The sequence below is a fragment of the Lacinutrix venerupis genome, from assembly GCF_003663945.1.
Taxonomy (GTDB): Bacteria; Bacteroidota; Bacteroidia; order Flavobacteriales; family Flavobacteriaceae; genus Lacinutrix; species Lacinutrix venerupis.
In genome coordinates, this window is the sequence record NZ_RCCH01000005.1 from 289208 (window position 1) to 309250 (window position 20043).

The window sequence follows — 20043 nt, forward strand, 5'->3', positions numbered from 1 at the left end:
CCCAAACTAATGTTTGGGCTTTTTTAATTTACACTATTTATTTTTTATAAAATCAAGCTATAATATTATTTTGAATAAGCGCCAGAAGAATAGGTTAACTCATAACTATGTGTATAAATCTCGAAAACAATTCCAAAAGGATCTTCTACATAGCACATTTTAAATGGCTTATCATTTGGATAATATTCTCTAATTGGCATTCTCTGTTTTCCTCCGTAAGATATTATTTTTTCAATAAGCGACTCAATATTAGGATCTTGTATGCAGAAATGAAAAAGTCCAGTATTAAAAGGATTAAATTCAGGAGCTTCTTTAATTCCGTTTGGAAAAGAAAATAATTCAATTCCAATACCATCTGAGGTTGCTAAATGAGCAATTTCAAATTCTGTCCAATCATCACCAAAAACATCAATACACATTTGGCCAATAGCAGTATCTGTTTCCTTCTTTACTTTTGATGGCTCCATAATTACATACCAACCCATTACTTCAGAATAGAATTTTACAGCCTCTTCTATATTTGGTACAGTTAAACCAATATGTGAAAATGATTTTGGATAATTTTTATTTGTTGTCATAATTTATATTTTAGATTACAAAATTAATTTATATTTGTCTTATTAGCAATAACTTACCTAAAAGTACTATAGTTGCTTAAACGTGTAAAATAATGATAATCAATAATATAAAGTTTAAAATTTGAATAAAGAAAATAGTTGTCCATTAAATTATACAATGAATTTAATAGGTACAAAATGGAAGCCTTTAATTTTATTTCATTTGTTAGAAGGAAGTTTACGTTCTGGAGTATTACAAAAGAAAATTCCTGGTATTTCCAATAAAATGTTTACGCAAACAGTTAGAGATTTAGAAAAAGACGGACTTATTTATAGAAAAGTTTTTCCTGTAGTTCCTCCTAAAGTTGAATATAGTTTGAGTAAAAGAGGTCAATCTCTGGAAGCTATTTTAAGAAGTTTAGATAATTGGGGACTTGAAGATTGTAAGAGGTAATTAAGTTGAGATTATACGTGAATAATTTCATCATCGCTTAAAATGCTTTCACCTCGTAACCTTAAAAAAATCTGAGCTACTGCAATGGTATCTTTTTCGCAATAGATAATTATACGGTCAATATCTTTGTCTTTATAGTAGGTTTTATATACTTCGCTACCATCAATATCGTCTTTTGGAGATGGTATACCTAAAACGTTTGTCATTAATTTTAGCGAAGTGTATGTTTTATAGTCTCCAAACTTCCATAATTCTAAAGTATCGAGATGAGGTACTTCCCAAGGTTTTTTTCCAAAGAGATTAAGTTTATATGGTAACTCAATATTATTTATAATCATACGTCTGGCAATGTATGGAAAATCAAACTCCTTACCATTGTGAGCGCACAATAAATGTTTAGCTTGGCTAAAATGAGAAATTATTAAATTTTTAAACTCTTTTAAAAGTGTAGCTTCTTCGCCATAAAAAGAAGTTGTACGAAACAGTCGTGTATCTCCTTGAATTGTAAAATAACCTACCGAAATGCAAATAATTTTACCAAACTCTGCCCAAATACCAGCACGGTCGTAAAACTCTTCTGGAGAAAATTCTTCTTTACGTTGGTATCGCGACTTAGCTTCCCATAGCTCTTGCTTGGTTTGGTCTAATTCAGAAAAATTTTCAGTTTCTGGAACTGTTTCAATATCTAAAAATAAAATATTTTCTAAGTTGAGTTTAGAAATCATAGCATACTATACAAAAACAAATGTTTTAAAATTAGTTTTTATTTTGGTTTAACATCTTATAAGCCTCATCAATATAAAGTGAAATATCTTTTGTATAATGTCCAATACCAGCGTCTGGAGATTTTTGGTGTCCTAAACGAACAATGATTATATTATCTTCTGGCTGCACTATAACGTATTGTCCTAAGTGTCCACGCATCATTTTAAAATCTTTTCCATTATGGTTTTTAAGCCACCAACCGTAACCATAAACAGGATCAAATTTTGGTGTTAAAGATTTTGCAACAAAAGCAGAGTCTAAAACCTGTTTTCCATTCCATTTTCCATGATCTTTATATAGTTTACCAAAACGCGCAAAATCTTTAGCATTGCTGGCAATGCAACAATACGCTTTTACTAAATCATGATCGTCACTATCTACCTGCCATAATGTTTGGTTTTCGCTACCTAAAGGTTTCCAAAAGCTTTCTTCTAAATACGTGTATAATTTTTTACCTGTAGCTTTTTCAATTACCATTGCTAACATTTGTGTATCGCCACTAGCGTATTTAAAAGCTTTTCCTGGTTCTTCTACTACTTTTAAACCATTCATAACTTTAGCTAAATCATCATCAAAATAAGCGCGTGTTGTTATAGATAGTGGTGAGTAGTATGCTTCATCCCAATTAGTACCAGAACTCATTGTAGATAAATCTCCAACCGTCATTTTTGCCGCTAAGCCATCACAAAATTCTGGTAGAAAATCGCATACTGGTTGGTCTTCACTTTTTATGTAGCCTTCCATTATTGCTTTTCCCATTAGTCCAGATACATAACTTTTTGCCATTGAAAACGAATTAGATTTTGAGTTTTCATTGTAACCATCATAATAGTTCTCAAACCAAATACTATCGTTTTTAATAATTACATAAGCTATAGTTCCCCAATCTTTATTGGCTTTATTTAAAGTTTCAGTTTCTGTAGCGGTATTATAATTTTTATGGTTTGGCCAAGGTTGAGGTGTACCAATATCTATGGTGCGGTTATCGAATTTTTTGTAGTCGTCTAAGAAGGCTGTTGTGTAACCTCGCATATAAATGGTGCGAACGGCTTTTATTAAATAATCTGTATCTGTAATGTAAAGTATGGCAATAAGTAAGCCAAATAGTACTACAAGTACTTTTAAGAGGTTTTTTAGAAATTTCATTTAGTTAATTTAATTTGAAAATAAGATACTAATAATTTTTTATTGCGCAGTATTTTGTTTTTGTTTTCTTTGTTTTAGTTTTTGTTTATAGTGAGACTTTGTTGCGGCATACATAGTCTTTTCAATTTCAGCAAATACTATGTTGTCTGTATTTTTTAAAGTTAATTTCTTGGTGATATTAACTTCGTTTTTAAGTTTTATCTCACTTTTTATAGCTTCAATTTCTTCATCTAAAAAAATAAACTCTGCATAAATAGTTTCTTTTGCAGGTCGTTTATATTTTATACTTGCTGCTTTATCCCAAACAACAAAGTCATCACCAAGTATTTGTATAAGTTGTATCATATAAATGGGATCTGTTGCACTTAGCATGGAGCCTCCAAAAATAGAGCCCGCATAATTACGGTTTTTCCAACTGGGTTTTAACCTGATTTTTACGTACTGTAAATTATCACTAACCTGGATTAATTTTGCTGTACTTCGTTTATACATTGGAGACCAATTAAAACCGTATTTATAAATAGTAGACGTTTTAAAAAAACGTTTTAAAAAGTTGGTTATAATTTTGTACATTAAAATAAACGTTGTTGTTTATAAGGGCTTTCGTGTTCTAATAGCCATTGTTTTCTATGTAAGCCACCAGCGTAACCTGTTAAGCTACCATCGCTACCAATAACACGATGACATGGCACAATTATCCAAAGTGGATTTTTACCATTGGCATTTGCAACGGCTCTAATGGCTTTTTCGTCTCCTAGCTGTCTTGATAATTGTAAGTATGATGTTGTTTTTCCGTAAGGAATAGTTTGTAAAGCAGCCCAAACGCGTTCTTGAAAGATGGTTCCTTTTGGATTTAATTTTAAGCTAAATATCTCGCGCTCTCCTTGAAAGTATTCTTTTAATTGAAGTACACAATCCTCTAAAACTTCAGGAATAATATCGGATACTTTTTCGTTGTTATTTAGTACAGAAACCGAAGCAATACCATCTTGATCACCAACAATTTTAGTGATGCCTAAAGGTGAATTGATATAGCAGGTTTCTTGTTCCATTTATTGATTTTCCTCTATGTTTTCTATAATACCCAGCTTTTTGGCTCTTGCCTCCCAGTTTTTTCTGGCTTGATGTTGTAAGTCGCTAACATTATCGCTTTCGTCCATTATTTCTAAACCAAGAAGCGTTTCTATAACATCTTCCATAGTTACCAAACCACTAACAGTTCCATACTCATCTACTACTGAGGCAAGGTGATTTCTACCTTCTACAAGTTTTTCGAATAAGGTTGGAATAGGTGTTTCACGATCTACATGTACAATGTTTCTTTTTAATTCGGAAAGTTTTTTAGAACCATTACCTAAAGCCATTTCTTTAAATATTTCATCTTTTAAAACAAGACCTTTTATATTGTCTTCGGTATCTTGAAAAACAGGAATACGAGAAAAACGCACATTCATATTTTTATTAAAAAAATCTTCAACTGTTGTAGTTTCGTTTTCTATTTTCATAACAGTTCTTGGTGTCATGATATCTTTAACAAGTACTTCTTTAAATGTTAAAAGGTTTTTAATTATTTTACTTTCATTATCAACAAAAACGCCTTCTTCATGTGCCATATCTGCCATAACTAAAAAGCCTTCTCTACTTAAAACACTACCATGACCTTTACCTCCAATTAGTTTTGTTGTAAGTTGCATTAGCCATAACAAACCTGTCCATTTTAAAGGGAAAATTAAAATATTAAGTGCTTTGGTTGTAAAATTAGCTAAGCTTTTCCAATAGGTTGCACCAATGGTTTTTGGGATAATTTCTGAAGCTACTAAAATTAAAATTGTCATTACTGCCGAAACAATAAACACGCCGTAACCATCACCATTTCCATATAAACCTTCTGCTTCTTTACCTACTAAAATTGCACCAACAGTGTGCGCAATTGTATTTAAGGTAAGTATAGCTATTAAAGGTCTGTCTACATCTTTTTTTAAAGCTTCTAATGCTAAAGCATAGCTTTTGCCTTCCTGTTTTTTAACGTTTATAAATGTTGGTGTTACACTTAGAAGTACAGCTTCTAAAATAGAACATAAAAAAGAGAAAAATATGGAGATAACTCCGTAAAATATTAATAATCCCATGGACTTTTTAAATTAATGTTGTTGCTAATTTACGATATTAATTTTACAACATCCTTAGCAAAATAACTAGCAATTATATCTGCGCCGGCGCGTTTAATAGCGGTAACCTGTTCCATCATTACAGCGTCGTGGTTAAGCCAACCTTTTTCGGCAGCTGCTTTTAGCATAGCATATTCTCCAGAAACTTGATATACTGCAACAGGAACATCGACTTCGTTTTTAATTTCTCGAACAATATCTAAATAGCATAAACCTGGTTTAACCATGACGATGTCTGCGCCTTCATCTATATCCATTTCGGTTTCACGAATGGCTTCAAAACGGTTAGCATAATCCATCTGATACGTTTTTTTGTCTTTTGGTATTTCTTGTGCATCTACAGGAGCAGAATCTAACGCATCACGAAATGGGCCATAAAAAGCTGATGCATATTTTGCCGAATAACTCATGATGCCGGTATCTATAAATCCTTCGTCTTCTAAGGTTTCTCTAATTGCAAGAATTCGCCCATCCATCATATCGCTTGGAGCAACAAAATCTGCTCCAGCTTGAGCATGAGATAAGCTCATTTCGGCTAAAACTTCAACGGTATCATCATTTACAATTTTACCATTTTCAATAATACCATCATGCCCAAAAGATGAATATGGGTCAAGTGCAACATCCGTCATCACCAACATATCTGGACATACGTTTTTAACTGTTTTAATAGCACGTTGCATTAATCCATCTGGATTTAAAGCTTCGGTTCCTTTATTATCTTTTAAATTATCAGGAACTTTTACAAACAATAAAACCGATTTTAAACCTAGTTTCCAAAGTTCTTTTACTTCAGCTTCTAATAAATCTAAACTATAGCGATAATAATTTGGCATAGAGGCAATTTCTTCTTTTATGCCTTTACCTTCAACCACAAAAAGTGGTACTAAAAAATCGTTTGGTGAAATAATAGTTTCTCTGACTAAACTTCTAATAGCTTTATTTGTTCTTAAGCGTCTGTTTCTTCTAATTGGATACATAGTTTTTATTACTTTTATCGAATACAAAGTTAAACATTAAAACCCATTTTTAGAATTGATTGAATCCTTAGATGCTTTAAAATTTATTTTTCCTTGGAGAAGCTACCAGGCAAAACTGCTAAAGCATTTTGAAAGCCATATGGCAGACAATCATTTTCATGTAATTGCTCCTCCAGGCTCTGGAAAAACTATTTTAGGAATTGAGATTTTTAAACGTTTAGGAAAGAAAACACTAGTATTGGCACCAACATTAACCATTAGAAATCAATGGAAAGATAGGTTGCAAACTTTTTTTTCTGAAAACAAAAAATTTAATAGTTTTTCTTTTGATATTAAAGCACCAAGTGACGTTACATTTTCTACCTACCAATCGCTACATGCTTTTTATAAAACATTTGAAGATAAAAAAGATTACTACCAATTTTTTAAAACCTATGAAATTGAAACGCTTGTTTTAGACGAAGCACACCATTTAAAAAATGCTTGGTGGACGTGCTTAATGGATTTAAAAAATAATAGTGATTTCTATATGGTATCGTTAACAGCAACACCGCCTTACGATAGTAGTAGAGCAGAAGTTTCTAAATATTTTACACTTTGTGGCGAGGTAGATGATGAAATTGCTGTGCCGGATTTGGTTAAAGAAGGCGATTTATGCGCGCACCAAGATTATGTTTATTTTTCTAAACCAGAAGCTGTTGAAATAAATTTTATAGTTGAATTTAGACAAAAAATAGCCGATTTTAAAGATCAGCTTTTAAAAGATGACAATTTTATAAACTTTCTACAAAATCACCGATATTATAAAAACCCTAATTGGCATTTAGATGAGTTGTACGCAAATACCGAGTACTTATCATCTATATTTATAACATTAAATGCTTATGGTTTAACTATTAATGAAAAGAAATTGGAGATTCTTGGTTTCGAAAAAAATGAAGAGATTAAATTTCCAAATCTTGAATTAGACTGGTTAGAAATTTTGTTTCAGAATATATTAGTTGAAGACAGAGAGCAATTATTCGAACATGAAACATATTTAAAAAAGCTAGAAAAGCAACTTAGGCTTTTACATGTTTTCGATAAAAAAAAGGTAGACTTTGTAGGTAAAGATTTAATTTATAAGTCACTAGCCAATAGTCCAAGAAAACTAAAAAGTATTGTAAGTATTATAAATTCTGAAAGCACTTATTTAAAAGAAAATTTAAGCTGTGTTATTCTTACAGATTACATTAGAAAAGAATTTTTAACAACTAAAGATATCACTACTATAAATAAAATAGGAGTGATATCTATTTTCCAATATGTGCGTTGTTATTGTGAAAATAATAAATCGTTAGCAGTGCTTTCTGGAAGCATTGTTATAATTCATGAATCTGTTTTAGAATGTTTATTTGAAATAGAAAGAAGAGAAGATTTTTTAATAAAACCTTTAGAGGTCGATAATTCTTTTGTGCAAATTACACCAAATACAAGTGCTAAAAAATCGATAGTTAGTAGTATTACCAAATTATTTGAAAATGGTAAAATTAAAGTACTCGTAGGAACAAAATCTTTATTGGGTGAAGGTTGGGATGCGCCTTCTATAAACAGTTTAATTTTGGCATCTTTTGTTGGCTCGTTTGTATCGTCTAATCAAATGCGAGGTAGAGCAATTAGAACAAATGCTAATATGCCAAATAAAACAGGAAATATATGGCATTTGGCAAGCATAGATCCCACACAAACGGATGGAGGAAGAGAGGTTGAAATATTAAAACGCCGTTTTGAAGTCTTTGTTGGTGTTACAGAAAACGATATTCCGTTTATTTCTAATGGCTTTGAACGTTTATATTTTCCAGACAATATTCTACCAGAACAGATTGATGGATTAAATAAGCATACTCTAAATCAAGCAAAGCAAAGAAATAATGTTATTGCTAAATGGGAAAACAGTATTGGAAGCGGCACAAAATTAACGAGACAATTAAAATTATTTCATTTTGGTAAAATGCCTTTTAAAAAGCAAAAACAGATATATTATTTTGATGCATTACGCTTTTTTATAGCAGAAATTATTATTGCATTTATGTTGTTTTATGTAGAATTTGTGGTTTATAGTTTTAAACTTATTTTACAAAAAGGTGCTCTTTATTTTATTTATTCTCTACTAGTAGCTCTTTTTTTAACCTTTGGCTATAAGTTATACAAAGCATTTAAGTTGTATTTACGTTATGGTTTTCTATATAAAAAAATTAAAAAAATGGGACAGACGGTTTTAGATACTTTAAACGATTTAAAACTTCTTAACACTAACATTAATAATGTTTATGTAACCTCTCAGATTTATGGCAGAGGCGATGTTGTTTGTAATTTAGTAGGAGCAAACGCTTTAGAAAATTCTATTTTTAATAAAGCACTTACTCAGCTATTAGAACCTATAAATTCTCCACGCTATTTAATTGTGAAAACAAATTTATTTAGAAAAAAATTAGATGTAGAAAGTTTTTATTCTGTTCCAGATGTTTTTGGAGATAAAAAAGAAAATGCATTATTATTTCAAAAAAACTGGAGAAAATATCTAGGTCGAAATAAGCTAATTTACACGAGACGATTTGATGGTAGAAAACTCTTATTAAAAGCAAGATTGTATAATGTTTATAATGCTTTTACTAAGAAAACTAAAGAGGTTTTAGTTTGGAAGTAGCTTTAAGCAAAACCTAAGTAATACCATTGCTTATCTTCTTTTACAAAAGCAGATTTTTCATGTATAACATCTACTTTTCCATTTTCGTAAAAATAAGCATTAAAGGTAACGGTACCTTTGTTGTGGCTTTTTAAACCTGTTGTTGTATCTAGAATTTCTAATTTAATCCATTGCACAGATTTTGCCCATTTTACAATGGCTTGCTTTTCTTTTATAGGTCTTGTAGATTTATGGTGCGTTTGCATTAAATAATCGCCATTTGCTAATACAAAAGCACTGTAACGAGACCGCATTAATTGTTCGGCAGTTTCGGTTTTTCCATTATTTAAATGAAATACTTCGCAGCAAGCTTTATAGCTTTTATTATTTCCGCAGTAGCAATTCATATTACACCCAATCTACAGGATTTTTTAATACTTTAATTAGTTTTTCTTCTTCGCTACCAGGTTCTGGATTATGGTCGTAAACCCATTGAACGTGCGGAGGCAAACTCATTAAAATACTTTCTATTCTACCATTTGTTTTTAAACCGAAAAGCGTGCCTTTGTCGTGTACCAAATTAAATTCTACATAGCGACCACGACGAATTTCTTGCCAGTCGCGTTGTGATTTGGTGAATGGTAAATCTTTTCTTTTTTCCATTATAGGAAGATATGCCGAAATGAAACTGTTACCAACTTCTGTTACAAAATCGTACCAGTTTTGCATGTTCATATCATTTGAAGCTTTACAATAATCGAAAAATAAACCACCAACACCGCGACCTTCGTTTCTATGAGTATTATAAAAATACTCGTCGCAACGTGCTTTGTATTTAGGGTAGAATTCTGGATTGTGTTTGTCGCACGCTGTTTTACAGGTTTGGTGAAAGTGTTTCGCATCTTCTTCAAACAGATAGTAAGGTGTTAAATCTTGACCGCCACCAAACCATTGGTCTACAATATTACCGTCTTGATCATACATTTCGAAATAACGCCAATTTGCATGAACGGTTGGAACCATTGGATTTTTTGGGTGTATAACTAAACTTAATCCGCAGGCAAAAAAATTGGCATCTTCTACACCAAAATATTTTTGCATAGAGTCTGGCAATTTACCATGTACACCAGAGATATTTACACCACCTTTTTCTATAACATTACCGTTTTCAATTACTCTGGTTCTTCCGCCACCACCTTCAGGACGTTTCCAAATATCTTCTTGAAATTTGGCTTTACCGTCTATGGTTTCAAAAGCGGCAGTAATAGTGTCTTGTAATTCGTGTATGTAGTTAAAGAATTTATCTTTCATATCTATATTTTATATAATTCAAATAACTCCATGTCTAAAGGTTTTTCACCTATAGGAGTGTATTCTTTTGGTAATGTTTTTTGCCAAATAAATCCGTTGTTTAAAGCTACTTTAATACTAGATTTATTGTCTTTATAAGCTATTATTTGAAGTGTTTCAAGGCCTAAATGGTTGAATGCATGGTTTGATAAATAACCTATGGCTTTAGAGGTTAAACCTTGTCCTTCAAAATTATAATCTATACAGTAAGCAAATTCGCCTTGTTTTTTTATCCAATTCAACTCTTTAATGTAAATAATTGCTGCGAGCTTTCTGGTTTCGGTATGTTTTAGCGTAAATAAAAATTCCTCTTTTTTATTAAACTGTTTTACTTTGGTTTCTACAAATAATTGCGATAATGTAGGATTTAAGTTTTGCTCTAAAGTTTTTGGGAAATAACGTTTAAAACGATCTTGATTTGTAACCATAAAATCACAAATTTTCCAAGCATCACCTTCGTGAATTGGGTTTATTTCGAAACCATTAAATGCTTGAATCATATTATGCGTTATCTGCTTTTATAAGTTCGTTTTCATTTCGAATACGTTCTACTGTTTGCGTAGTTGCTGCAGTAACCGAAAGTGGTAAAACTATTATAATTCCAATAAAAGGGATTAATAGAAACAACATAAATACTATGCCGTTTCCTATGGCAAAGCCTCTGTTTTTTCTTACAAATGCAATACTTTCGTTGTATTTAAAATGACGCTCTAGTGTGTAATCTATATTCCCAAAACCGGCATAAAAAGCTTGTACTAAGAATATTAAAATGGTAGAAACAAAGCCAATTACAGGAATAAAACTTATTAAAATTAAAGGAATTGTAAATAGGATTTCTTTAAATAGATTACGAACGTTAATACGAATGCCTCTCCATAATTGTTCTTTAAACGATGTTATTCTATGTTCATGCTTGTGTTTGCCCGTAAGATGCGTTTCAATTTTTTCTGAAACCGGGCTCATAAATGGCGCAGAAAGCGCCATTACAATATGTTTATAAAGTATAAAGCCTAAAATAATTATTATTGCAGCTCCAAGAAAGCTTGAAATAGAAGTAAAGGTTTCTATGCCTTTTTCCCAAGGCCATATTTTGGCTATAAATCTCCCAATATTGTCAGACAAACTATATGCTGTAAGACCTATAATTGTTGCTGTAATAACACTTATAATAATGGGAACTAAAAAAAACTTCCAAAGTTTTAATTTTGAAATTAACGAGAAAGCTCCAGTGTATGCTTTAATACCCTTAATTATATTTTTAATCATTTTTGGTTTTAAGTTGAATAACTTAGTAGACGAAAATTTGACTTACCTGTTACAAATTGAACAACCAAAATAAGCATTTATATGTTATGCTTTATACTCTTTTACAGCATCAATAAACGCTTTAGCATTTTCTAATGGAATGTTTGGTAAAATACCATGACCAAGGTTTACTATGTATTTATCTTTACCAAATTCATTAATCATCTGGTGTACTTGTTTTTTTATTTCTGCTGGAGGTGAAAATAAACGTGTAGGATCAAAATTACCTTGTAATGTAATGTTTCCTCCGGTTAAATAACGTGCGTTACGTGCAGAACACGTCCAGTCTACACCTAAAGCCGATGCTCCAGATTTTGCCATTTCACCAAGTGCGAACCAACAACCTTTACCAAAAGCAATTACTGGTGTTTCGTCTTTTAAGGCATCGATAATTTGTTGTATATATTTCCAAGAGAATTCTTGATAATCTACTGGCGATAACATGCCTCCCCAAGAATCGAATACTTGTACAGCGTTAACTCCTGCTTTTACTTTTTCTTTTAAGTAAGCAATGGTTGTGTCTGTTATTTTTTGAAGTAATTGGTGTGCTGCTACAGGATTTGTAAAACAAAACTCTTTTGCTTTATCAAAGTTTTTGCTGCCTTGGCCTTGTACGCAATAACATAAAATTGTCCATGGTGAACCTGCAAAACCAATTAACGGAATCTCGTTGTTTAGTTTTTCTTTAGTCATTTTAATAGCATCGTAAACGTAGCTTAAGCTTTCTTTTACGTCTGGTACAATTACATTGTCAACATCTTTTTGAGTACGAACAGGATTTGGTAAATAAGGTCCAAAATTAGGTTTCATTTGTACTTCAATATTCATTGCTTGTGGTATTACTAAAATATCACAAAATAATATTGCAGCATCCATACCATATCTGCGTATTGGTTGTACGGTGATTTCGCTTGCTAATTCTGGTGTCTGGCAACGTGTAAAGAAATCGTATTTAGCTTTAATTTCCATAAATTCTGGAAGATAACGTCCTGCTTGACGCATCATCCAAACTGGTGGACGTTCTACTGTTTCTCCTTTTAATGCTCTTAAAAATAAATCGTTTTTAATCATACTTCTGTCATTCCTGAGAATTCAGGAATATTTTTAATGGTATTATTTCTTTTAAACCTAATTTAGGTTTTTTTGCAGAGAGTAAGGGATTCGAACCCTTGGTACCTTTGCAAGTACACTACCTTTCCAAGGTAGCACAATCGGCCACTCTGTCAACTCTCTATTAAATTCTATATATAATATTCGTTTACCAACTCAATAACACTTTCTAAGGTTGGAACTTTTGCTACTCTAACGTCTTTAAAGTAAAGCTTCGCTTCTTTTGCTGTAGAGTCTCCAATACAAAAAGCAATCATGTTATCTTTTACTGTGTTTTCTTGTTTAAAACTTTTTATTGTAGATGGACTGTAAAACATTACACCTTCTACAGAATCGCTAATTTTAACACTGTCTAATTTTGTTTGGTAAGCTTCAATTTCTTTTACATTAATATTGTTTTCATTAAGTATGTTTGGTAAATCGTCTAACCTTAAATCGCTACAGAAATACGTAGCTTCTGTACCATCCATAAACTCAACTAAATATTCTGCTAATTTTTTAGCATTATTCTCGCTATGTTTTACCTTACCAATTCTTTTTTCTACCATGCGTTTTGTTCTACGTCCAACACAGTAAATGTTTTTAAATTGTAATTCTATAGGAGAAAAGTTAGTAAGTAGTGCCTCAACAGCATTTTTACTTGTAATTATTACGTTTTCTATTTCGTTTTTTAATAGTCTTGGAGCTATTCTGTTTAAACTTATTTTTACAAAATCACTGCTGTCTGAATTTACTTTTTCGTTAAACAACAAGCGTTGATCTTCTGTAAATGATTTTGTAGAATAAACATTTATTGGTTTGGTAGATTGTTTAATGTTATCCATTAAACGTTTTCCGCCTTTTTCTATAACATAATCTGCACACCATTGTGCCATGTCGCTATGCTGCCCTAATGGCTTAACACGTTGAACGCTTATTTTTTTAGTTCCGTTTGGGCTTAATAAAACACCTTCAAAATTTACTTCGTCGTCTTTTATGTAGCATAAAGCGCCAATAGGAGCTGTGCAACCACCTTCTAATCGGTTTAAAAATTCACGTTCTATTTGTACGCAAATTTGTGTTTCTTCATGATTAATTTCTGCTAAAATAGCTCTTGTTTCTTCATCTTCTTCAAGAGCAACAGTTATTATAGCACCTTGTCCTGGAGCAGGAACCATCCATTCTAAATTGTCTGAATTTTCAGGACGAACATTTAAACGGCCAAGTCCAGCTGCTGCAAAAATGGCTCCATTCCAATGTTTTGTTTCTTCTAATTTCTGTAAGCGAGTTGCTACATTTCCACGAATATCTTCGATAGTATGTGTAGGGTAGCGGTTTAACCATTGTGCTTTTCGGCGTAAACTACTTGTTGCTAATACTGCATTTTTTGCGCCTAAAAACTCTTCGGTACCTTTAAATACTAAAGTGTCTCGAACGTTTCCTCGTTTCATAACTGCAGCTTGTACAATTCCTTTTGGTAAAACGGTTGGTACATCTTTTAAAGAATGTACGGCAATGTCTATATCTCCATTAAGCATTGCAATATCTAAAGTTCTGGTAAAAATTCCAGTAATACCAAGCTCGTATAATGGTTTGTCTAAAACAATATCACCTGTAGATTTTATTGGAACAATTACTGCTTTATGTCCTAAATGTTCTAATTGTTGTTTTACAGCGTTGGCTTGATATAGCGCTAACTCACTTTCGCGAGTTCCAATTCTTATAATTTTAGACATTTTTTATAGGTTCTAACTGAAATACTTTTTGAATAAGTTCCAGGCTATCGTTTGTGGATATGGCTTCGTCTTTTAAATGATGAGCGAAGTGATTTGTTATTTTTTGAATTAATTTATTGCTAATTAATTCGGCTTGTTCTTCGTTAAAATCTGCAATTTTTTTGCGTTGTGTATCTAATTCAGATTTTTTAAAATCGTGTAGCTTTACTTTTAAAGCTTTAATTGTAGGTGCAAATTTTCTTGTTTCAAGCCAATTGTTGAATTCTAATTTTACTTCTTCAATAATACTTTCTGCTAAAGGAATGTGTTGCTTTCTGTTAGCTAAAGTTTCATCGGTAATTTGCGATAAGTCATCTAAATGTATAAGTTTAACGTTGTCTAATTCTTGAACGTTATTATTTACATTTTTAGGAATTGATAAATCTAAAATTAATAAGTCTTTTTTAGACTGAATAATATGTTTATCTATTGTTGGATTTTGAGCTCCTGTTGCAACAATTAATATATCTGAAGCATTGATTTCTTCTTGAAGATTTGCATAATCTTTAACAACTAAGTTAAATTTACCGGCAACAGCTTCTGCTTTATCTTTAGTTCTGTTTATTAGTGTAATTTGCTCGTTTTTAGTATGTTTTACTAAATTTTCACAGGTGTTTCTTCCTATTTTTCCAGTTCCAAATAATAAAATGTTTTTATTTGAAACGTTTTCAACGTGTTTCATTATATATTGAACCGATGCAAATGATACAGATGTTGCACCAGAAGAAATATCGGTTTCATTTTTTATACGCTTACTAGCTTGAATAACAGAGTTTACTAAACGCTCAATAAAATGATTTAATAATTGATGTTTTCTAGATATTCTCGCAGCTGTTTTTAATTGACTTATAATCTCGAAGTCGCCTAAAATCTGGCTATCTAACCCGGATCCAACACGAAACATATGAGAAATAGCATCTTTATTTTTATAAACATATGCTACTTTTTGAAACTCTTCTACAGTTCCTTTTGTGTTTTCACAAAGTAATTGAATAAGTTGAAAAGGATGTTCTGCAAAACCAAATATTTCGGTTCTATTGCAAGTAGAAGTTACTATTAGGCTTTCAATACCATTATTTTTTGCTTGATTAAGCAAATTAATTTTAGCGTCATCACTTAAACTAAAATGACCACGAATTTCGGCATCAGCTTTTTTGTAGCTTAAGCCAATGGCGTAAAATGTAGAACCTTTTGAAATGTGATATTGCTTCATAATGTAACGACAGCAAAAATAATATCTCAATAGGTGATAAAACAACGCTAAAAGAACTAATAGTGTCGCTAGTGGTTTTTTGTCGTTGTTTTTAATGATAAATCTTGAAAAGTACTATATTTGCTATAATTACGAGCGTTATTTGTTTTGTAGTTTAGAACAAATCTAAATAGAGTTATAATATATATGGAAAATAAAAATAGTAAAAGTATCGCTAAAGGTTTTTTTGTAGAAACACGTGCCGATGATGGTGTTTTTATTTTAACACATCAAAATGATACACAGGAAGTTAAAATAATAGAGCGTGAAATAGATAGTAGTTTTATACAGTTTCATTTTTGCTTAAAAGGAGAGAGTCTATTTTTATTTAATAATGGAAATTACACCTTAAATGTTGCAGAGGAGACTTCTCTTTTACTTTATAACCCTGAGCGTGATTTACCAATTCATTTAGAAGTAAAACCAAATTCTTGGTTGGTATCGGTTATTATTTCTATTAAAAAATTTCATGGTTTATTTTCTCAAGAAGCAGACTATATTACATTTTTAAGTAAGGATAATCGCGACAAAAAGTATTATAAAGATGGTAAAATTTCTCCATCTATGGCAATAGCGTTAAACCAATTGGTTAATTATAATTTAAATGCTTCAATTAAAAATATTTATTTTAAAGCCAAAGCTTATGAAATATTGAGCTTATATTTTAATAGAAGTGAAGATGCAGATATTGAACAGTGTCCTTTTCTTGTAGATGAAGCTAATGTTTTAAAAATTAGAAAAGCAAAAGATATTGTTATTTCCAGAATGGCAGAGCCGCCAAGTTTACAGGAGTTGGCAGACGAAATAGGTTTAACACTTAAAAAACTAAAGGAAGGCTTTAAGCAAATTTATGGTGATAGTGTTTTTAGTTTTTTGTTAGATTATAAAATGGAGGTAGCTAGAAAACTACTAGAATCTGGAACACATAATGTTAACGAGGTTGGTTTGCGTGTTGGTTATAGTACGTCGAGCCATTTTATTGCTGCTTTTAAGAAAAAATATGGAACAACGCCTAAAAAATATGTGCAGTCTGTTGGCTAGATTTATTGAGTGATTTAAACTAATTATAAATTGAATTAATTCTTTTTCTATTTTTATATTTTACTAATTTTAGAACGTTTTCAATAACTTCTTCTTCTTTTTCACTAATATAAGTTCCATTGTAATTAGATTGAAAATAAACTTCTGTGGCTAGTTCGTTTTCTTTTTTTGTTTCTAAAAAAGCAACGTAATACATTTTTTTAGAGTCTCCATATTCACTTTTAGAGTCGAGCTTAAAGAAATAAATTGTTCCTTTTTTGCCTTTATCTGTTTCAAAATCTTTTTGTGTTACAAAAGAAATAAAGTCTATTCCGGTTTCAATATTTACATTGCTAAATAGGTAAGATTTTGCATATTTAAGCTGCGAAATTTCTTTAGTTAAATAAGGTTTTTTTAAGCTTAACGCATATAGCTTATCGACTAACAAGGCTTGATTTTTATACTCGTCTAAAGTTTTGTTTTTAAGTTTTGCAGGAATAGGCTCTTTTGCTTTTTCTAATAATGCGTAGTATGTTGTTAAGGCTTCTGCATTTTCACTGTCTAGTAGTTTTTGGAAAAAGCTTTCTGCGGCAGATTCTTTTCTAAAAGGGAAAATTAATTTAACATAACTATATAATGCACTTTTTCTAGATTGGTAGCCAGATTTTTCGCTTAAACTGCGTTTTATTTCCATTTTACCATCATTAATAATAGTTTTTTTGTACTTTTTATAATCTTTAGTTTTTATTAAACTGCTATCTTTTAATTTGGCTAAAATATTATAAATAGGTTCTTTGTATTCTTGAATACTTGTGTATTCTAAAAGTTCCGGAAATAATTCTTTTTTAAGTTCTAGAGAGTCTTTATACGTATAAAAAAGTGATTGTACTGCGTATTTTTCTAATGGTAAATCCTTTTGCATTAAGTTTAGTACCTCTTTATAATATTTTTTATTTTTTTTGTTTAAAAGCGCTTTTAAAATGGTTGATTGAATTTTTGGATTAGAATATGAGTTAACATAAAGCGTCTTTAAAAAAGGTAAAGATTTTGCAGCGTCTAACTCTATTAATTCACTTATAAAATTAATTTTTATGTCTTCTTTATTTTCTGGAAAATCGAAATTTTTAACTAATTCAATAATAGTATTTGTATGCGATTTATTGAATTTTAATAAATGATAAGTATCTATCACTAAGCTATCGTCTTCTTTTAGTGCATTAAAAAAACGTTGTGTTTTATCTTTAAAAATAGTTTCTCCCATAATAGTATCTATGGGTTTAAAGGTCTTGTAAAAATTAGTAATAAAAGCAGATGGTTTATCTATTGAATCGTTTAAAGATTTAATAGTAAATAATACGCCTTTTTTTACAATGTGCTTTACGCGTATTGCTTTTGCACTTAGAGAATCGGTTAAGGTATAACTATAGGTATATATGTTGTTTTTTTGTGTTTTCTTTTTGTTATTTATTTGAAGTACTTTATTATCCTCATTTTTAAATTTAGGTAGTCTAGAATCTTCTATTTCTTGCCATAAACTATCAATGTTGTTATACATTTCAAGATCGTGAAACTTAGTTCTAATTACCGATATTTGCTCGTTAGCTTTAGAGTAATAAGTAGCTTGTTTTGTGTTTTCTTCGTAATCCTTTTTGTTATTATTTTTATAACGATTATATCTAGGAATTACTGGTTTTGTATTTGTTAATACAGTAAAATACAGCGAAGTATCTGTAATAGTTTTAAAACCATTATAGTTTGTGTTTTTAAACTTAAAAGATTTAAAAAAGGCATCTGCTTTTGTTTTTTCATTTCCTGAATAACCTAAAAGATAATAACTACCATCTTTTACAATAGTTTTAAGATGAATTTTTCTGTTTGAAACCGAATCAAAAGCGCCAATAGCTTCGTAGCTTTTGTAGGTTTCATTATTAAATTCGCCAGATATGTTGTTTTTGATTTTTAAATCTTTAAAAAAGTTTTCTGTTATGTATTTAGCTTCAAAAGCATCTTCTTCAATGTAATAGGTGTCTTGATTTACAGCTTCTTTTATAAAATAAAAATCGTCACCAATATTGGCTTGAATAAGTTTATCCCCAGCATTATTAAGGTTGTCTTGTGTGTTAAATTTGGGCAAATGCACTTCATATTTACCAAAAGGAGATTTAAAATTTTCTAATTTATTAGAAGGTTTTTTAAATTTTATAGATTCAAAAAGTTCTTTTTCATAATCTAAAACATAGTTTTTAGGTCCTCCAAATTTTATAACAATAATTTCTAAAGGTGTTTTATAGATATGATATTTTTGATAGTCGTTTTTCTTGGTTTTATTTAAAATGCTTAAACCAGTGAAAGGAGCCGTTATTTTTTCTTTTGAAACTATATCACCAGGAATGTCTTCAAATAAAAAATTTTCTAATCGCTCTAAAGTAATTTTCTCTTCGACTGGTAAATAATCGAATATATTAAACCTGCTAACAGTTAAAAAAGCACCATTAGTCATGTCTGGAGAAATTGAAAATTTTTGACCGTTGTAAAAATATTCTTTTAAATCACTAAAACTTTTCATGGTTATAAAACCATCTGAGGTAGCATATTCTTTTAAAACAGGAGGAACTATTAAATTTTCTAATTTTTGTTTTTTTATTTGTCCGTTTTTAGTTTGTGTGCTAAGTAATGCTTTTACGGTATAACCTCTATCTTGTAGCAATTTTAACATCCCGCGTTCTCCAGGTAAATGTGCAGCGCCAACACCGGCAAAAATTGATTTTTCTTGCATAACACTATCTAAAACTTTAACCATGTTGTCGTTTCGAGTGTAAAGCATATTTTCTCTAAAATATTGTGTGTTTGAAGCCTCTCCAATAGAGTCTAAAAGTGCTAAATTGCGTTCACGATAAGTGTTTTCTTGTAATAAATAAGGAGGCTCTTTTTTATAAATTTCGGTTAGCCATGGATCTATTTTTTTCTTGTAAGCATTTGTGCGTGCCTTGCTGGTTAAAAACTCTGCTTCATCTAAGTCTTCAAGACTTATAATTGGCTTATTTTTCTTTTTACCTGCTTGATAAATAAACATATCGAGGTAGGTTTCTTCTTCAAAATTATCTGTATTCGAGTTTTTTCGGTACAAATAACCATTTAACATACGGTTATCTTGACGAATCGCACTTCTTATTAATAGTTCGTTTGGTTGCTTTAAACTAAATTTAGAGGAGTAAAAGCCTTCTTTATAGTTGGTGTTTATATTTTGAGGAGCTAAAATAGCAGAATCATAACTGTAGTCTAACCAAGTAGAAGGATCGCTCTCAAGAGCAATAGCATCGCTTTTTGCTAATGCTTCAAAAAAAACATCGTCTAATCTAAATGCTACTTTTTTGCTAACATGCATGGTGCCGTATATATAAGATGGTTTTTGTAAACCATTACCCGATATTTCCCAAAGTAAACTTTGTTCTTGTGTTTGAGAGAAGCATACAAAACCAATAAATAGGAAAAGTGTTTTTAGCGTTTTTTGCATGTA

The 20043-nt window shown here is 30.7% G+C and carries 18 protein-coding genes and 1 tRNA gene; 3 read left to right on the plus strand and 16 right to left on the minus strand.

The genetic code is table 11. The features are described from left to right. Positions 1-65: 65 nt before the first annotated feature. On the minus strand, positions 66-578 hold the full coding sequence (locus CLV86_RS09530; RefSeq protein ID WP_076731635.1) for a VOC family protein: 513 nt from the start codon (positions 576-578) through the stop codon (positions 66-68). A gap of 157 nt (positions 579-735) precedes the next feature. Here CLV86_RS09530 and CLV86_RS09535 point away from each other — a divergent pair, with 157 nt between their 5' ends. Then, complete coding sequence (locus CLV86_RS09535; protein ID WP_198033400.1) at positions 736-1011, plus strand: winged helix-turn-helix transcriptional regulator; 276 nt, start codon at positions 736-738, stop codon at positions 1009-1011. 11 nt (positions 1012-1022) lie between these two features. Here CLV86_RS09535 and CLV86_RS09540 read toward each other — a convergent pair whose 3' ends face one another. Genes CLV86_RS09540 through hemB form a run of 6 tightly spaced genes read right to left on the minus strand, consistent with a single transcriptional unit; the run spans position 1023 to position 6070 of the window. Continuing rightward, positions 1023-1736, minus strand: coding sequence for a 3'-5' exonuclease (locus tag CLV86_RS09540; protein WP_076731637.1), 714 nt, complete (start codon positions 1734-1736; stop codon positions 1023-1025). 31 nt (positions 1737-1767) lie between these two features. Continuing rightward, the gene (locus tag CLV86_RS09545; protein ID WP_121051900.1) at positions 1768-2922 is read right to left on the minus strand and encodes a serine hydrolase domain-containing protein; all 1155 of its coding nucleotides are present in this window, start codon (positions 2920-2922) and stop codon (positions 1768-1770) included. Between the two features lie 39 nt (positions 2923-2961). Next, on the minus strand, positions 2962-3495 hold the full coding sequence (locus CLV86_RS09550) for a DUF4442 domain-containing protein (protein ID WP_121051902.1): 534 nt from the start codon (positions 3493-3495) through the stop codon (positions 2962-2964). Beyond that, positions 3495-3974, minus strand: a complete 480-nt coding sequence (locus CLV86_RS09555; RefSeq protein WP_121051903.1) for a methylated-DNA--[protein]-cysteine S-methyltransferase — start codon at positions 3972-3974, stop codon at positions 3495-3497. Before CLV86_RS09555 ends, CLV86_RS09550 begins: the two co-directional genes overlap by 1 nt. Continuing rightward, on the minus strand, positions 3975-5051 hold the full coding sequence (locus CLV86_RS09560; RefSeq protein WP_121051905.1) for a CNNM domain-containing protein: 1077 nt from the start codon (positions 5049-5051) through the stop codon (positions 3975-3977). A 29-nt stretch (positions 5052-5080) separates the two neighbouring features. Next, positions 5081-6070 carry a porphobilinogen synthase gene (gene hemB, locus CLV86_RS09565; RefSeq protein ID WP_121051907.1) on the minus strand — a complete coding sequence of 330 codons (990 nt, stop codon included), beginning with the start codon at positions 6068-6070 and terminating at the stop codon, positions 5081-5083. 55 nt (positions 6071-6125) lie between these two features. Between hemB and CLV86_RS09570 the strand changes: the two genes are divergently transcribed. Further along, complete coding sequence (locus CLV86_RS09570; protein ID WP_121051909.1) at positions 6126-8756, plus strand: DEAD/DEAH box helicase family protein; 2631 nt, start codon at positions 6126-6128, stop codon at positions 8754-8756. Positions 8757-8758: 2 nt separating this feature from the next. On the opposite strand, the gene CLV86_RS09575 is transcribed toward CLV86_RS09570, so the two are convergent. From CLV86_RS09575 to hemA, 8 genes are all read right to left on the minus strand, one after another. Beyond that, a complete protein-coding gene (locus CLV86_RS09575) occupies positions 8759-9142 on the minus strand; it encodes a YchJ family protein (protein WP_121051911.1) in 384 nt (127 codons plus the stop codon). A gap of 1 nt (position 9143) precedes the next feature. Next, a complete protein-coding gene (gene hemF, locus CLV86_RS09580) occupies positions 9144-10046 on the minus strand; it encodes an oxygen-dependent coproporphyrinogen oxidase (protein WP_121051913.1) in 903 nt (300 codons plus the stop codon). A gap of 2 nt (positions 10047-10048) precedes the next feature. Continuing rightward, positions 10049-10585, minus strand: a complete 537-nt coding sequence (locus CLV86_RS09585) for a GNAT family N-acetyltransferase (protein WP_121051915.1) — start codon at positions 10583-10585, stop codon at positions 10049-10051. A 1-nt stretch (position 10586) separates the two neighbouring features. Then, the gene (locus CLV86_RS09590; RefSeq protein ID WP_121051917.1) at positions 10587-11351 is read right to left on the minus strand and encodes an EI24 domain-containing protein; all 765 of its coding nucleotides are present in this window, start codon (positions 11349-11351) and stop codon (positions 10587-10589) included. Positions 11352-11435: 84 nt separating this feature from the next. Continuing rightward, the gene (gene hemE / locus CLV86_RS09595; protein WP_121051919.1) at positions 11436-12461 is read right to left on the minus strand and encodes a uroporphyrinogen decarboxylase; all 1026 of its coding nucleotides are present in this window, start codon (positions 12459-12461) and stop codon (positions 11436-11438) included. 75 nt (positions 12462-12536) lie between these two features. After that, a tRNA-Ser gene (locus CLV86_RS14275) sits at positions 12537-12623 on the minus strand. Positions 12624-12631: 8 nt separating this feature from the next. Next, positions 12632-14215, minus strand: coding sequence for a hydroxymethylbilane synthase (gene hemC, locus CLV86_RS09600; RefSeq protein WP_121051921.1), 1584 nt, complete (start codon positions 14213-14215; stop codon positions 12632-12634). Beyond that, the gene (gene hemA, locus CLV86_RS09605) at positions 14208-15467 is read right to left on the minus strand and encodes a glutamyl-tRNA reductase (protein ID WP_121051922.1); all 1260 of its coding nucleotides are present in this window, start codon (positions 15465-15467) and stop codon (positions 14208-14210) included. The genes hemC and hemA overlap by 8 nt, the downstream gene beginning before the upstream one ends. Before the next feature lie 186 nt (positions 15468-15653). On the opposite strand from hemA, the gene CLV86_RS09610 reads away from it, so the two are divergent. Then, positions 15654-16547, plus strand: coding sequence for a helix-turn-helix transcriptional regulator (locus tag CLV86_RS09610; RefSeq protein ID WP_076731651.1), 894 nt, complete (start codon positions 15654-15656; stop codon positions 16545-16547). A gap of 19 nt (positions 16548-16566) precedes the next feature. Here the strand turns inward: CLV86_RS09610 and CLV86_RS09615 are convergent, their stop codons facing one another. Further along, positions 16567-20040: a TraB/GumN family protein gene (locus tag CLV86_RS09615; RefSeq protein WP_121051924.1), complete on the minus strand. Its 3474-nt coding sequence runs from the start codon at positions 20038-20040 to the stop codon at positions 16567-16569. Between the last annotated feature and the right edge of the window lie 3 nt (positions 20041-20043).